Origin of the sequence: Acetobacter sp. P5B1, assembly GCF_018811985.1 — a bacterium.
GTDB lineage: Bacteria > Pseudomonadota > Alphaproteobacteria > Acetobacterales > Acetobacteraceae > Acetobacter > Acetobacter cerevisiae.
On record NZ_JACRVS010000004.1, the window covers coordinates 138,711 to 152,881 of the forward strand.

Genomic DNA, 14,171 nt, shown 5'->3' on the forward strand with positions numbered 1-14,171 from the left:
GCCCTTTTGAGCAAACCAGCCTTATGACCGGGATTTGGTATTATACGGGTTTTTCGTGCCCCGCGTTTGCAGACGGATCGGCACGCCCGGCAGATTAAATGTCTCACGCAGGCCGTTCACCAGATAGCGTTTGTAATCTTCCGGGGTCTGCTCGGCACGGGTGCCAAAAATCACGAACGTCGGCGGGCGAGACTTCACCTGCGTCATGTAACGCAGCTTCAGACGACGGCCTTCCACCAGAGGTGCGGCATGGCGTTCCAGAGCATCCTCAAACCAGCGGTTCAGCTCACCGGTCGGCACACGGGCGTTCCACACGGCACAGGCCTCGCGCACGGCAGGCAGAAGCCGATGGATGGAAGCGCCTGTCAGGGCTGAGAACGTCACCACCGGCACACCACGCATCTGCGCCAGAGAAATGCTCAGACGGTCCAGAATGGCCTGCCGCGTGGCATTTCTGTCTTCCACCGCATCCCATTTGTTCAATGCCAGAACACAGGCACGGCCTTCGCGCTCAATCAGGCGGGCAATCTGCAAATCCTGCTCATGCACCCCCAGCGTGGCGTCCAGAACCAGCACTGCCACTTCCGCCATTTTCAGGGCTTCAATGGAGGCTGAGACCGACATTTTTTCCAGCGCTTCATCAATCCGCGCTTTACGACGCAAACCGGCGGTATCCACAACCTCGAACACATCGCCTTCATCATGCAGCGTCACCGCCACAGAATCGCGCGTCAGGCCGGGTTCCGGGCCGGTAATCATCCGCTCTTCACCCAGCAGGGCATTCAGCAGGGTTGATTTCCCCGCGTTCGGGCGGCCAACAATGGCGATGCGGATCGGGCCGGCGGGCCGGGCCGGAAGAACGATTTCCGCGTCCGGGTCCTGTGGCTCCGCATCAGCCTCGAATTCGTCCTCTTCTTCCTCAAACTCTGCTTCCGGTTCCGGCGGCAGATGTTCGACAATTTCACCCATCAGGTCGGACAAGCCTTCCCCATGCTCGGCAGAAACCGCAACCGGTTCACCCAGCCCGAGAGAATAGGCTTCCATTGCGGAAGCCGCACCGCCGCGCCCTTCGGCCTTGTTGGCCACCAGCAGAACGGGACGCCCCTGCTTGCGCACCCACGCTGCAAAGTGCTCATCAGCCGGGGTAATCCCCGCACGGGCATCAATACAGAACAGGACGAGCACAGCCTCGCGCACGGCGCTTTCGGAAGAGGCGCGCATACGGCCAAACAGGCTGGTCGGCGCAGCTTCTTCCAGCCCGGCGGTATCCACCAGACGGATGGTACGGCCGCGCAGCAGGGCAAGGCCTTCCTTACGGTCACGCGTTACGCCGGGGGTATCCGCCACCAGCGCCTGACGGCGACCGACAAGGCGGTTAAACAGTGTTGATTTCCCCACATTCGGGCGGCCAACAATGGCGACCAGAGGGAGATCAGCAGAAGGTACAGGCGCAACAGGCCGCATGGGCCGCCGGCGATCAGCCATAAGAGCGAAGCTTTCCGTCGTTGGTGACAATCAGCAGCTGCTCATCAACAACAATTGGGGGAACAAAAGAAACCTGATCCGTGGAATCCACGGAAATGATAGCGCCGGTTGTCGGGTTGACGCGCGCAATGCCGTTGCCCGGCATGGTGCTGACGCACACCAGCTGGCCACCGGCCATGACCGGCCCAATCCATGTCACAATATTTTTGCTGACATCAACGCGTTCAAAGCGACGGAGCTGCGTAATCCAGCGCACGTGGCCCGAGAGGCGGTCGATACAGGCCAGCTGATCATCCTGAGACAGCACATAGAGCCAGTCACCCACACACAACAGACTGTTCTGGCTACCAACGGCACGCTCCCACAGGCGGCGACCGGTCCGGATATCCACCGCAGCCAGAACCTGCGCCATGCTGACAGCGTAAACCGTGCTGTCCACCACCACCGGCAGACCGCGCACACAGGTGAGGTTTAGCGTGCTGGCCTGACTGCCGACGTTGCCGAGCATATCGCTCCACACAACCTCGCCACTCTCTGCACGGAAGGCGACAAGATCGCCCCCACCAAAACCAGCAACCACAACACCATTCACCACAGCCGGAGCAGGCTGACCAAATGCGGTCGTATCTGCTGCTGTCGCCGTATAGGACCACAACTGGTTACCGGTTGCCGCATCCAGCGCAAACAGGCGCTCATCAATGGTGGCAAAGAACACGCGACCATCCGCAATGGTCGGCGCAGAGCGACCGGGCGTCCCAAAGTCGGAACGCCACTTCACCTTGCCCGTCGCAGCGTTAACGGCCAGCGCCTGCGAGATACCGTCAACGATATAGACCGTATCCCCGTCCACACCGATGCCGCCGCCAACATTGCTGGACTGGAGCTTTTTCGGTTTGGGGTTGATGGTCCACAGATGGGACATATGCGGCCAGCTAAAGGCCCGCACCACGCAGCGCGCATCCATGATGAACAGACGCCCGTTATGCACCACAGGCGGAGACTGGATCAGCCCGCGCCCGAAATCACCCAGAGCCGCCCATGCCAGCAGGTCAGGCTCGGAAATACCGGCGCCAACATCTTTCGTCCAGCGCGGATGCAGACCGCCCCAGCGGTAGTTGCTCCCGACATGCGACGTTACGCGACCCACCAGCGGCCAGTCTGAAACCGAAATCGCTTCCGGCAAGGTAATGGCCGTATGGTCTTCCTTATCAACCGTCAGCCCGGCACCGGAAGAGAGCACATTCGTGCGGTGGCCCGCCAGAATGGGTTTTTCGTCTTCATCAAACAGGCTGCACCCTGCCAGCACGGGCATCATGGCAGCCCCGGCCAGCAGTTTTCTGCGCGCTACAGACGGACGACCAAAAAAACCGGAACGTGTTTTGTTACTCATGGTGCCTTACCCTGCCGACGGATCAAGAGCCTGGGACAGCGCCTGAGCCCTGTTCCGCACGCCCGAAGGAACGTCCTGCGCCGCGGCGAGCACGGCAAATTTCTTGCGGGCATCATCCAGATGCCCTTCACGAATATCCAGCGTCGCCAGAGCTTCTGTCGCCAGACCATTCCATGCCTTACCGCTCCCGGTCAGCAGGGAAAGACGGGACCGCAGCGTTGCCGGGTCTCCCGCATCAAGCTGTTTCTGGCACCACAGAAGCGTCGCCAGATCTCGCAGAACCGGGTCAGCGCTCTGATCCATCTGCACGGCATCCCATGCCGCAAGCGCTGCTTTCACATCACCATGCGCAGCCTGCACACCGCCTTCCTGCAGGCGCGCAAGCGTTGCGATACCTTTCGGCCCAGTGGCCACAAGTTTCTGCAGGGCAGCCAGCCCGGTCTGGGCGGTTTCACCAAGCTGGGTCGGTGTTGCGGGAGCAGGCGGAAGGTGATCTGTCTCGCGCAGGGCCGTCAGATAAGACCCGGTTGCCGCAAGAGACGCAGACTTCAGGCTGGACAGGTGCCAGGAGCACGCGCCAGCCCCAATCACGACGGCGGCAATAACCCCCAGCCCCAATCCGGCATAACGGCGAGCCGTCTGACGCAGGCGTTCAGCCTTCAATTCGTCATCAACTTCCTTGAAAACATCTTCTGCCACGTCTGGCTGGCCCCGTTCTGACTATGATGCGTGTGTAATCGGCACTTCTGCCCTATGCACACACATCATACAAGTCACCTGCGAGAAAGACACCCCTTATCCTACGCGGCAGAGGGAAGCGCTTTAGTGCGCTCCACCGCCGAATTTTGCACTGGCTGCTTTCAGGGAGGCCGTCAGATGCACAAAATTCCCGGCAATCCGCTTCTGCACTACAGCGCTGCCTTCATGAATATGCGCGATTTTATCACGCGCTTCATTACTGATGGCTGTCTCTTCCTTGTTGGCCGTGCGTGCCACACAGGTGTTGTAAGCCCGGGCGGCTTTTTCGTACGCCGTCACCTTGTCCACGCTGGCATTGTAACGCTCAACGGAAGACACATCGACAGACGGTGCCGTGGGCTCCGCCCCACATGCGGGCGCACCCCAAGCGCCGGTTGCTGCCTGAGCGGCCCCGGAGTCTGCCAGGGCAACGCCAGCCAGCAGACCACCCAAAACCAGAAAAAAACCTTTCCTCATTCCCAATTTCCCTGTCCTGCACGACGTGTCCTGCCCGAACCTTCGGGCGGCTGTCGGAATACCTGCGGTTCATGACACAGGCCGTGCAAATGTCCATCCCCAGCCCTTGTGGACCCGCTTGTGGGCCAGAATACGGCATAATGAGGCTATCTCCTTCTGACACTTGGAAAAACAGGACGAGGCCCGTATAGAATCCATCCAATGCGCATTCTCTTCATCACGGCCACACGGCTTGGCGATGCCGTGCTCTCGACCGGCCTTCTGGCCCACCTCATCCGTACTTATCCGAATGCGCGCTTCACCATTGCCTGCGGGCCCGTGGCGGCCGGATTATTCGAGAACCTGCCCGGACTCGAACGCGTGATCGTCATGACCAAACGCACGCATGACCGGCACTGGCTGGATTTGTGGAAAGCCTGCATCGGCCAGAAGTGGGATCTGGCGATTGACTTGCGCGGCTCGGCCACCACATTTTTCCTGCGCACCCGCAAACGGCTGATTATGCGCGGGGGCCGCCGCCCAGGCCTGCGGCTGAACCATCTTGGCCAGTTGCTCCGCCTTTCCCCGCCGCCGATGCCGACCGTGTGGCTCTCCGAGGCAGATAAGAAACTCGCCAGCCAGATCACTCCCTCGGATACCGGGCCGATCATCGCTCTTGGCCCCACAGCCAACTGGACCGGGAAAATCTGGCCAACTGAGCGTTATCTGCCGCTTTGGGCCGAACTGTCCCGCCAATACCCCGCAGCCCGACCGGCTATTTTCTACGGCCCCGGAGAGCAGGAACGCGCCCTCGCCCTCCCCGTGCTGGAAGCCTTGCCTAACGCCATTGATGCCGGAGGCCGCTTCTCTCTGACGCAGGTTGCTGCCATGCTGGCCCGGTGCAGTCTGTTTATCGGGAACGATTCCGGCCTGATGCATCTGGCTGCCGCTGCGGGCACACCCACTCTTGGGCTGTTCGGCCCCTCCCGTGCCTCGGAATATGCCCCCTCCGGGCGCTGTGCCACATGGGTTGCCGCTCCCGGACCGGAGGGAGACGCACCTATTGCCGGACTATCTCTGGCTGTTGTTGTTCAGGCCGCGTCCACCCTGCTGGCGGAGACCCAATCATGACTGCGCATTCCCCCACCGCTGCCCCGCTTCGCGTTGCGCACGTCATGGCTGGCGCACCCACCGGCGGGGCGGAATTGTTTTTTGAGCGGCTTTGCATCGCGCAGGCCGCGTCCGGCTTGTCCGTTCTGCCCGTCATCCGGCGAGACGCTGCGCGCGCAGCCCGACTTCAGGCAGGTGGCGTCAAACCCTGTGAACTCAAATTTGGTGGCCTGACAGACTGGCGCACCCGCCCGCAGCTCCGCACACAGCTCAAACAGTTTGCCCCGCGCGTCACCGTCGCGTGGATGAACAGGGCCGCCCGCTTCACCCCGCAAGGGGACTGGATTCTGGCGGGCCGCCTCGGCGGGTTTTATGACCTCTCCTATTACCGCCGCTGCTCGCACCTTATCGGCAATACGCACGGGCTGGTGCGCTGGATGCGGGAACAGGGCTGGCCGCAGGACCGGGTGCATTACCTCCCCAATTTTGCAACGGAACTGGCCAATACCGCGCCGGTTCGCCCAGCGGGCCTGCCCCCCGGCGCACCCTTCCTGCTGTCATTAGGCCGCCTGCACACCAACAAGGCGTTTGATGTACTCATCCGCGCCATGGCCCATTTGCCGGGCGTATGGCTGGTTATTGCTGGGGAGGGCCCGGAACGCGCTGCGCTGGAAGATCTTGCGCGCAAGGAAGGTGTGGCAGGCCGCGTGCTGATGCCCGGCTGGGCGACGCACCCGGGCGGCCTGATTCGCGCCTGCACAGCCCTCGTCTGCCCCTCCAGGCATGAACCGCTGGGCAATGTGGTGATTGAAGGCTTCTCGGCCCAAAAGCCGGTGGTTGCAGCGGCGTCTCAGGGCCCGACGGAACTGATCCGCTCTGGAGAAAACGGCCTGCTGGCCCCTGTGGAAGATGACCGCACCCTCGCCCGCCGACTTGCCTCCGTGCTGGAAGACCCGGTGCGGGCCAGCAAACTCGCAGCCGCAGGCCGGGCGGATTATGAGCAGACCTTTGCAACAGCACCTGTGCTGAAAGCGTGGTCGGACTTTCTTTCCACCGTGGAGAAAGCCTGATGTGCGGCATTGGCGGTCTGGTTTACACACGCGGCACACAGCCCTGCGGGCAGGATGTGCTGGACCGCATGGCTGCCGCCTTGCAGCATCGCGGCCCGGATGGCGCACWTTTTGCCCGTTTTCCGCATGCTGACCTGATCCATACCCGCCTGTCCATTATTGATATTGCGGGCGGAGACCAGCCTCTTTCCGCTGGCTCCGGCACGCTGATCGCCAATGGCGAGATTTATAATGACCCGGAGATTCGCGCGCAGATCGGCCCGGAACACTTCAGGACCGGCAGTGATTGCGAATCCCCCCTCCGGCTGTGGGAACGCCACGGCGCGGATTTCCCCCGCCATCTGCGCGGCATGTATGCCATTGCACTGTATGACAGCGCACAGGATGAGCTACTGCTCTCTCGTGACCCGTTTGGCATAAAGCCTCTCTATTTCACGGAGTTTGACGGCGGCGTCGCCTTTGCATCGGAACCCGCTGTATTACTGGCGGCAAATCTCGCGCCCCGCACAGCCTCCCCCACCGCGCGGGATGAACTGCTGCAACTTCAGCTCACCACCGGCCGGGAGACCATTTTCAAAGGCATTTCCCGCGTGCTGCCCGGTGAGACCCTGCGCATTGTGCAGGGCCGTATTCTGGACCGCCAGCGCCTGTCGCCCCTGCCGTCTCAGCCCAACACGCAGCCACCCCTGACGGAAGAAACCGCACTGGCGCAGCTGGATGAGGCGCTCATGAACAGCGTGCAGGCGCATGAACGCGCTGACGTACCGTTCGGCCTGTTTCTATCTGGCGGCATCGACAGCGCCAGCCTGCTAACCGCCATGAGCCGCCTGCCGCGTCCTGAAAAACTGCGCACCTGGACAGCCGTTTTTGATGCGCCCAATGCCGCGAATGAAGCGGAAGCCGCCGCAGCCCTTGCCCGTGGCGCACAGGCCGAGCATCAGACCGTGCGCATTACCGCCGACAAGGTCTGGCAGCATCTGCCCGCCATTGTCGCCTGCATGGATGACCCGGCCGCCGATTACGCCATTATCCCCACGTGGTTTCTGGCGCAGGAAGCCACAAAAGATGTCCGCGTGATCCTGTCTGGTGAGGGCGGTGACGAACTCTTTGCAGGCTATGGCCGGTATCGTTCCGCCGTGCGCCCGTGGTGGCAGGGTGGCCGCCGCATGTGGCGGCATGGCATGTTTGACAGTCTGGACATCCTCCGCAACCGCCCGACCCGCTGGCGCGATGGTATTATGGCAGCCGAAATGGCTGCGCCCTCTGTCCCAACCCGCCTTTCCACCGCACAGGCTATTGATATTGCCGAATGGCTCCCCAATGATCTGCTGCTCAAGCTGGACCGCTGCCTGATGGCACATGGGCTGGAAGGACGCACGCCCCTGCTGGACCCGGTCGTGGCGGATCTGGCATGGCGCCTGCCGGATAGCCTGCGCGTGCGTGGAGACAAGGGCAAATGGCTGCTGCGCCGCTGGCTGGAACAGCACTGCCCGGCAGCTCGCCCCTTTGCCCCCAAACAGGGCTTTACCGTGCCGATTGCGGCCTGGATTGCAGAAGACGGCGCGCGACTGGGCCAACTGGTTGCACAACAGGAGTGCATTCAGGAAATTGCCAAACCCGAGCGGGTACGCGCACTCTTTCAGGCTGCGGCTGGCCGTAAAACCGGCCCTGCTGCCTGGACGTTACTGTTCTATGCCTTATGGCACCGGACACATATCCGCGGGCTGGCCCCGACGGGTGACGTTTTTGAAACACTCAACCAGTCCTCTTGAGGTCTGCACCATCATCGGGAGCACCTGTCATGCCGACCCCTTCCCATAGTGCCCTGCTGGAAAACCGGACCGTCCTCAAACTTTCTGGCGCGGACCGCGTAAAGTTCCTGCAAGGGCTCGTGACGGCGGATGTCGCCGCCCTAGAGCCCGGACAGGCCACATGGTCCGCCTGCCTCACCCCGCAGGGCCGCTGGCAGGCCGATTTCTTTCTGGTGGCAGACCCGGATGACACCTGCCTGCTGCTGGACTGCGCCAGTGAACAGGCCGAGGGCCTGTGCAAACAACTGCTCCGCTTCCGCCTGCGCGCCGATGTGCAGATGGAAGCCACCGGCATGCGCGTTATGGTCGCATGGGGTGAGGCCCCCGATGCTGCCCTGATGGAAAACACCATCAGCTTTGCAGACCCCCGCCTGCCTGCCGCCGGATGGCGTTTGCTTGATGTGCCGGAAGACACGCAGCCTACCGACACCCCGCAGGACTACAATCTGCACCGGCTGGTTCTGGGCCTGCCCGATGGCGTGCAGGATTGTGAAGTCGGCCGCACGCTGGCCGCGGAAGCCAACATGGATCTGCTTGGCGGCGTTTCATGGAGCAAGGGCTGCTTTATGGGGCAGGAAGTCACAGCCCGGATGCATTACCGCACTCTGGTCAAACGCCGGATGGTCCCCGTTGCCTGCACCGGCCCCTTACCTGCCCCCGGCACCCCGATTCTTGCGAACGGAGTAGAGGTTGGCACGCTCTGTTCCTCACAGGATCATGTCGGCCTTGCCTTGCTCAAAACCAGCGCAGCGACGGCACAAACACTCGACTGCGGCGGCCACCATGTTGTGCCCCGCCCGCCAGTCTGGCTTACCGCGGCCCTCACGCCGCCTCAGCCTTCCTCTTCCACACCCAACCCGGACTCATCTGCATCCTCATGACCTATCAGGCTCCAACCCCCGCCGCCCTTTCCAGCATGCTGGACGTTGTAAAATTTGACGCCTCCGGCCTGCTTGCCGCCATTGCCCAGCAGCATGACACGGGCGAAGTGCTGATGATTGCGTGGATGACGCGCGAAGCCCTGCAGGAAACGCTGGAAACAGGTCGCGTCTGCTACTTCTCCCGCAGCCGCCAGAAACTGTGGCGTAAAGGCGAAACCTCCGGGCAGATTCAGCATCTGGTTGAAGCGCGTCTGGATTGCGATGCCGATGCCGTGCTGCTGCTGGTCAACCAGATTGGCGTCGCCTGCCACACGGGTCGCCGCAGCTGCTTTTACCGCGCCTTCGGCCCCGAAGGACTGGTAGAACTGACCAAACCGGAAATCGACCCGAACGCCTTGTATGGCAAAAAGGCCTGAACAGACGTTCGAGCGGGGCGGCAACTCTGCCGCCCTTTTCTCTAACAGACTTATTTTAAAACCCGACGCTCTCTGATGCACTGCGTCGCCAAGCACCGCACCCCCGCGCAAAAAACCGCCAAAATCAGGCCTTTTCTGCGTTGGCCTTCTCCTGTCCCCCGTCAGCCAGAAGCTGAAGCACAGCGTCCGCAGCAGCATCGGCTGGCAGCTTACCCCCCGGCCCCTGCAAACCATGCAGAACGGTTTTAAAGGCTTCTTTCTGCCCATTCGCCAGCTTTGGGTTTTCAAACAGGGCCCGCACGGCACTGGCCAGCACGGAGGGGCGACACTGTTCCTGCAACAGTTCTGGCACAATAGCTCGCCCGGCCAGCAGATTGACCATGGCCACATACGGCACGCGGATCAGCCGCCGTGCCATGAAGGCCGTCAGCGGATTAACGCGATACGTCACCGCCATGGGCACGCCTGCCAGCGCAAGTTCCAGCGTTGAGGTTCCGGATTTTGTCAGAGCCGCACCAGCAGCGGCAAACGCATCATGCTTGTCCTGCACGTCCGTCACAATCACAGGCCGAACTGGCCAGCGAGCTGTCTCTCGTGCCACCGTTGCTGCCACAACGGGGGATACCGGAATAACCGGCACCACATCCGGCATGTCCCGCTGCAACAGGGCCAGCATCTTCCCGAAGACTGGCAACAGGCGCGGTGCTTCCGAACGACGACTCCCGGGCATCAGGATCAACACCCGAGCGCCTTCTTTCAGACCGTGTTGCTGATAAAACCGCGCCGCATCCCCTGTCTCCGCACCGGATTGCAAAACCGGATGCCCGACAAATTTGGTCAGCAGACCATGTTTGCTAAAAAACTCTTCCTCAAACGGCAGCAGGCACAGCAGCTCTTCCCACAGGCCGGGAAATTCCTTCACCCGCTTCTGCCGCCATGCCCAGACTTGCGGGGCCACATAATGCACACGCGGGATGCCAAGCCCGGCAATGCGCTTCAGCAACCGCAAGGCAAAACCGGGACTGTCGATCGTCACCACAAGGTCTGGCCTGCGGGCTTCAATATCCTGCACAGCTTCATTCAGCCGGGCAGAGAGGGAACGCAGGCGCGGCAGCACCTCCACCAGCCCCATCACGGCGAGATCCCGCATCGGGAACAGGCTGTGCAGCCCCCGCTCCTCCATCCGCACACCGCCTACACCCGCAAAGCGGATGGCGGGGTTCCGAGCGCGCAACGCGTGCATCAGGCGGGCACCCAGCACGTCACCACTGGCCTCACCAGCCAGAATCCAGATCAAAGGGGCGGCAGAAGAAGGAGCATTCACAACCATTCCTCACGCATACCGGGCCACCTGAGGCAGCACAATGTCCACTTTATGTTCGGTATCGGCTTATGACGTCATAAAGCCCGGTGCACCAACGGATAGCGGCTGCTCACACACGCCAGGTGGCCACAGGGAGGGGCTGCAAACCTCAGAAAAACCTTTTCGTTACAGCCGCGTCCATCTTATGCCCTGCTGTATAGGGAAAAACACCAGACATGGCAGAAAGGGGTCTCGTGACTGTTAGCCAATATCTCAAAGAATGGACGGACGATCCGGTCAAAAACGTTCTGGCCGGGATGGTCGGAACCTTTGCGCTGATCCCGGAAGTCATCGCCTTTTCTTACGCAGCGGGCGTAGCCCCTGCAGTGGGGCTGTTTGCCTCCTTTGTCATCAGCATTGCCATTGCCATCACGGGTGGCCGACCGGGGATGATTTCCGGGGCCGCCGGCTCCGTTGCTCTGGTCGCAGCAGATCTCGTGCACGGATACGGGTTTGATTATCTGCTGCTCGCCACCCTGCTGGCCGGTGCGTTCCAGATCGTGTTCGGCCTGCTCAAGCTGCAAAGCATGATGCGCTTTGTCTCGCGTGAGGTGGAGACAGGCTTTGTGAACGCGCTCGGCCTGCTGATCTTTTCCGCCCAGATTCCGCAGATGCTGCATGTCACCTGGCATACCTATGCGCTGATCGCTCTGGGGCTGGCCATTGTCTATCTGCTGCCGCGCATCACCACCGTTATCCCCTCCCCGCTTATCTGCATTCTGGTGCTTACCGGGCTCACCATGCTCGTGCCCATGCCGGTTCATGTGGTGTCTGATCTGGGCGCGCTGCCCACCGGCCTGCCGTCCCTCACGCTGCCGCATGTACCCATGACGGTGGAAACCTTTAAAATCGTGCTGCCCTATGCCTTTGCCATGGCCATGGTCGGGCTTCTGGAATCCCTCATGACCGCCACCGTTGTGGATGAAATGACGGACACCCACAGCAACAAGCGCATGGAATGTACGGGGCTTGGTATTTCCAACATGTTTGTCGGCCTGTTTGGCGGCATGGCCGGCTGCGGGATGATCGGCCAGACCGTGGGCAACCTCCGATATGGCGGACGCGGTCGTCTCTCCACCTTTACCGCCGGGGCCTTCCTGCTTCTGCTGCTGGTGGCCTGCCACGGGTTTGTAGCCCGCGTTCCGGTGGCGGCTCTGGTTGCCATCATGATCATGGTGTCCGTCAGCACGTTCTCATGGTCGTCCCTGCGTGACCTTGTGCGGCATCCGCGCCTGTCTTCCACCGTCATGCTGGTGACCGTTATCGTTGTGGTCCTCACGCATGATCTGGCCGCCGGGGTCGCCTGTGGCGTGCTGCTCAGCGGGCTGTTCTTCTCCTTTCAGGTCATGACACTTCTGAAAGTGAACAACACGCTGAGCGCTGATAGCACTACCCGTACCTACCATGTGCAGGGGCAGGTCTTTTTTGCCTCCGCCAGCCTGCTGTCTGACGCTGTTGATTTTCAGGATACCGCCAGCCACATCGTGCTGGACCTGAAAGACGCGCGGCTATGGGACATCAGTGCAGCTGATACGCTGGAGAAAATCGTCTCCCGCCTGCAAGGGCGCGGCAAGACGGTGCAGATCATGAACCCGGATGCCCGCGCAGCACAACTACTCAACGCGCTGGGGCATGACACCCTTCTGGCGGACACACAGACGCACCCTGCGGCTTAATCCGCGTTTTACAACACTCTGCAAAAAGCCCCGCCAGAACCAGCGTCTGGCGGGGCTTTTTGTATCTGGGCATTTCCTCTGATGAAAAACTCAAACCTCAGACGGTTCGTTTCCCCGGTTTCGGCACCAGCCGCAAGGAAAGCAAAACGGCAGCAATCGCCGCGTAAATAAACGGCTCCGTGTGCCAGGTTTTAAAGGCAATGGCGTAGTGAACAGAGGCCAGAATCATGGCCACATAAACCAGCTTATGCAACTTCGCCCAGCGCCGCCCCAAAGCGATGATAGCCTTTCGAGTGGAGGTCAGCGCCAGCGCCAGCAAGATCAGGAACGTCAGCAGGCCGAAGGTCAGGAACGGACGGCTGGTAAAGTCCTTCCACAAGACATGCGTATCAAAATGCCGTGCCACACCAACATAAAATACCACATGCAGCGCCGCATAACTAAAGGCCAGCAACCCTAACGGGCGGCGATAGACCATAAAGTCCAGCCCGACAAAACGCTTAAGCGGGCTAACCGCCAGCGAGATCAGCAAGAAGCGGAACGCCCAGCGCCCGAAATCATGTAGGCAGACAGAAACCGGGTTCGGCCCTAATGTGTTCGCCATCCCCTGTGCAATGTCAGACACGGCGGGAATCAGACAAAACAGATAGAGAAAAATCTGCCGTGTCAGCGGAGAAAAACGGGAACGCCGCCGCCGGCCAGAAGAGGGTGGTGCCATCCGCCTAAAAATCCTTCCGCAAATCCATACCGCGATACAAACCGGCCACCTGTTCTGCATAGCCATTGAACAGCCTCGTAGGTCGCCGCGCCGTTCTGAACAGGCTACCCTCCCCGATAATCTGCTCGCTCGACTGGCTCCAGCGCGGATGGTCCACGTCCGGATTCACATTGGCGTAAAAACCATATTCATCCGGGGCCATCTGGTTCCAGCTCGTCGGCGGCTGCTGATCTGTCACAGTAATGCGGGTAATGGATTTGATGCCCTTAAATCCATACTTCCAGGGCACTACCAGCCGGATGGGCGCACCATTCTGCGCGGGCAGTGCCTCGCCATACACACCTGTCGCCAGCAAGGTGAGCGGGTGCATCGCTTCGTCCAGCCGTAACCCTTCCACATAGGGCCAACGCAGGGAGAACAGGCCTCCCCGCTGGCCGGGCATTTCAGAAGGCCGGACAACAGCCGTAAACGCCACATATTTTGCCCCCGCCTTCACCCCAGCGGCCCGCAGCAACGCCCCCAGTTCAAACCCCTGCCAGGGAATGACCATGGACCACGCTTCCACGCACCGCATCCGATACAGCCGGTCTTCATGCCCAAAGCGGGCACTCAGCGCATCCAGATCCCAGACCTGCGGATGCTCCACCAGTCCATCCACCTGCACCTGCCAGGGGCGAGGATGAAAGCCACCGGACAGTTCTGCCGGGTCGCTCTTCTCCATCCCGAATTCATAAAAATTATTATAATGCGTGACATCATCCCGAGGCGTCGGGGTTTCCGCTGCGGGCCAACCGCGCGTGGACGCCGCAACAGGCGCATCAGCCTGCACCATACCGGGCCTCAACCCGCCTGCCAGAACCCCGCCCACTGCTGTGCCTAGCAACGCCCGGCGCGAGAAAAACAGCCGTCGGGGCGTAATGTCCGAGGAATCCGGGCGAGGATAGCGATACACAGCCATAGGAAAGCCCCTTCCTTTTTACGTGAGCAGAACTGCTCCGTGCAGTGAAAACAAAAGTGCCGCCACTGTATATGGAAAACGTCCTGAATACGCTTTCTT

The 14,171-nt window shown here is 61.1% G+C and carries 13 protein-coding genes; 6 read left to right on the top strand and 7 right to left on the bottom strand.

Annotated elements, in window-relative coordinates; translation table 11 throughout:
• Window positions 1-21: 21 nt before the first annotated feature.
• The 4 genes from der to KP703_RS04285 all read right to left on the bottom strand — a co-directional run bounded on the left by der (window position 22) and on the right by KP703_RS04285 (window position 4,090).
• Window positions 22-1,485 carry a ribosome biogenesis GTPase Der gene (gene der / locus KP703_RS04270; RefSeq protein ID WP_156474651.1) on the bottom strand — a complete coding sequence of 488 codons (1,464 nt, stop codon included), beginning with the start codon at window positions 1,483-1,485 and terminating at the stop codon, window positions 22-24.
• Complete coding sequence (locus KP703_RS04275) at window positions 1,478-2,875, bottom strand: PQQ-binding-like beta-propeller repeat protein (protein ID WP_252353824.1); 1,398 nt, start codon at window positions 2,873-2,875, stop codon at window positions 1,478-1,480. Before KP703_RS04275 ends, der begins: the two co-directional genes overlap by 8 nt.
• 6 nt (window positions 2,876-2,881) lie before the next feature.
• Window positions 2,882-3,574 carry a hypothetical protein gene (locus tag KP703_RS04280; RefSeq protein WP_215753897.1) on the bottom strand — a complete coding sequence of 231 codons (693 nt, stop codon included), beginning with the start codon at window positions 3,572-3,574 and terminating at the stop codon, window positions 2,882-2,884.
• A 123-nt stretch (window positions 3,575-3,697) separates the two neighbouring features.
• Entirely contained in the window at window positions 3,698-4,090 is a 393-nt protein-coding gene (locus tag KP703_RS04285) for a hypothetical protein (protein ID WP_062141913.1), read from the bottom strand.
• A gap of 201 nt (window positions 4,091-4,291) precedes the next feature.
• Here KP703_RS04285 and KP703_RS04290 point away from each other — a divergent pair, with 201 nt between their 5' ends.
• The 5 genes from KP703_RS04290 to hisI are packed head-to-tail and all read left to right on the top strand — an operon-like array spanning window position 4,292 to window position 9,357.
• Window positions 4,292-5,200 (top strand): glycosyltransferase family 9 protein, encoded by a 909-nt coding sequence (locus KP703_RS04290; RefSeq protein WP_215753898.1) that lies wholly within the window; start codon window positions 4,292-4,294, stop codon window positions 5,198-5,200.
• Entirely contained in the window at window positions 5,197-6,249 is a 1,053-nt protein-coding gene (locus tag KP703_RS04295) for a glycosyltransferase (RefSeq protein WP_215753899.1), read from the top strand. The genes KP703_RS04290 and KP703_RS04295 overlap by 4 nt, the downstream gene beginning before the upstream one ends.
• On the top strand, window positions 6,249-8,021 hold the full coding sequence (asnB, locus tag KP703_RS04300) for an asparagine synthase (glutamine-hydrolyzing) (protein ID WP_215753937.1): 1,773 nt from the start codon (window positions 6,249-6,251) through the stop codon (window positions 8,019-8,021). The genes KP703_RS04295 and asnB overlap by 1 nt, the downstream gene beginning before the upstream one ends.
• Window positions 8,022-8,050: 29 nt before the next feature.
• Window positions 8,051-8,941 carry a folate-binding protein YgfZ gene (locus KP703_RS04305; RefSeq protein ID WP_215753900.1) on the top strand — a complete coding sequence of 297 codons (891 nt, stop codon included), beginning with the start codon at window positions 8,051-8,053 and terminating at the stop codon, window positions 8,939-8,941.
• Window positions 8,938-9,357 (top strand): phosphoribosyl-AMP cyclohydrolase, encoded by a 420-nt coding sequence (gene hisI / locus KP703_RS04310; protein ID WP_215753901.1) that lies wholly within the window; start codon window positions 8,938-8,940, stop codon window positions 9,355-9,357. The genes KP703_RS04305 and hisI overlap by 4 nt, the downstream gene beginning before the upstream one ends.
• Window positions 9,358-9,481: 124 nt before the next feature.
• On the opposite strand, the gene lpxB is transcribed toward hisI, so the two are convergent.
• Window positions 9,482-10,681, bottom strand: a complete 1,200-nt coding sequence (lpxB, locus tag KP703_RS04315) for a lipid-A-disaccharide synthase (protein ID WP_215753902.1) — start codon at window positions 10,679-10,681, stop codon at window positions 9,482-9,484.
• Between the two features lie 233 nt (window positions 10,682-10,914).
• On the opposite strand from lpxB, the gene KP703_RS04320 reads away from it, so the two are divergent.
• Window positions 10,915-12,396, top strand: a complete 1,482-nt coding sequence (locus KP703_RS04320) for a SulP family inorganic anion transporter (protein WP_215753903.1) — start codon at window positions 10,915-10,917, stop codon at window positions 12,394-12,396.
• 97 nt (window positions 12,397-12,493) lie between these two features.
• Here the strand turns inward: KP703_RS04320 and KP703_RS04325 are convergent, their stop codons facing one another.
• Both KP703_RS04325 and msrP read right to left on the bottom strand, forming a co-directional pair.
• Window positions 12,494-13,114, bottom strand: a complete 621-nt coding sequence (locus tag KP703_RS04325; protein ID WP_215753904.1) for a sulfite oxidase heme-binding subunit YedZ — start codon at window positions 13,112-13,114, stop codon at window positions 12,494-12,496.
• 4 nt (window positions 13,115-13,118) lie between these two features.
• Window positions 13,119-14,072, bottom strand: coding sequence for a protein-methionine-sulfoxide reductase catalytic subunit MsrP (gene msrP / locus KP703_RS04330; protein ID WP_215753905.1), 954 nt, complete (start codon window positions 14,070-14,072; stop codon window positions 13,119-13,121).
• Between the last annotated feature and the right edge of the window lie 99 nt (window positions 14,073-14,171).

Excerpts from the sequence above, each read along its gene's own strand:
- der (WP_156474651.1), bottom strand. The coding sequence starts at position 1,485 with ATGGCTGATCGCCGGCGGCCCATGCGGCCTGTTGCGCCTGTACCTTCT.
- KP703_RS04275 (WP_252353824.1), bottom strand. The coding sequence starts at position 2,875 with ATGAGTAACAAAACACGTTCCGGTTTTTTTGGTCGTCCGTCTGTAGCG.
- KP703_RS04285 (WP_062141913.1), bottom strand. The coding sequence starts at position 4,090 with ATGAGGAAAGGTTTTTTTCTGGTTTTGGGTGGTCTGCTGGCTGGCGTT.
- KP703_RS04290 (WP_215753898.1), top strand. The coding sequence starts at position 4,292 with ATGCGCATTCTCTTCATCACGGCCACACGGCTTGGCGATGCCGTGCTC.
- KP703_RS04295 (WP_215753899.1), top strand. The coding sequence starts at position 5,197 with ATGACTGCGCATTCCCCCACCGCTGCCCCGCTTCGCGTTGCGCACGTC.
- KP703_RS04305 (WP_215753900.1), top strand. The coding sequence starts at position 8,051 with ATGCCGACCCCTTCCCATAGTGCCCTGCTGGAAAACCGGACCGTCCTC.
- hisI (WP_215753901.1), top strand. The coding sequence starts at position 8,938 with ATGACCTATCAGGCTCCAACCCCCGCCGCCCTTTCCAGCATGCTGGAC.
- KP703_RS04325 (WP_215753904.1), bottom strand. The coding sequence starts at position 13,114 with ATGGCACCACCCTCTTCTGGCCGGCGGCGGCGTTCCCGTTTTTCTCCG.
- msrP (WP_215753905.1), bottom strand. The coding sequence starts at position 14,072 with ATGGCTGTGTATCGCTATCCTCGCCCGGATTCCTCGGACATTACGCCC.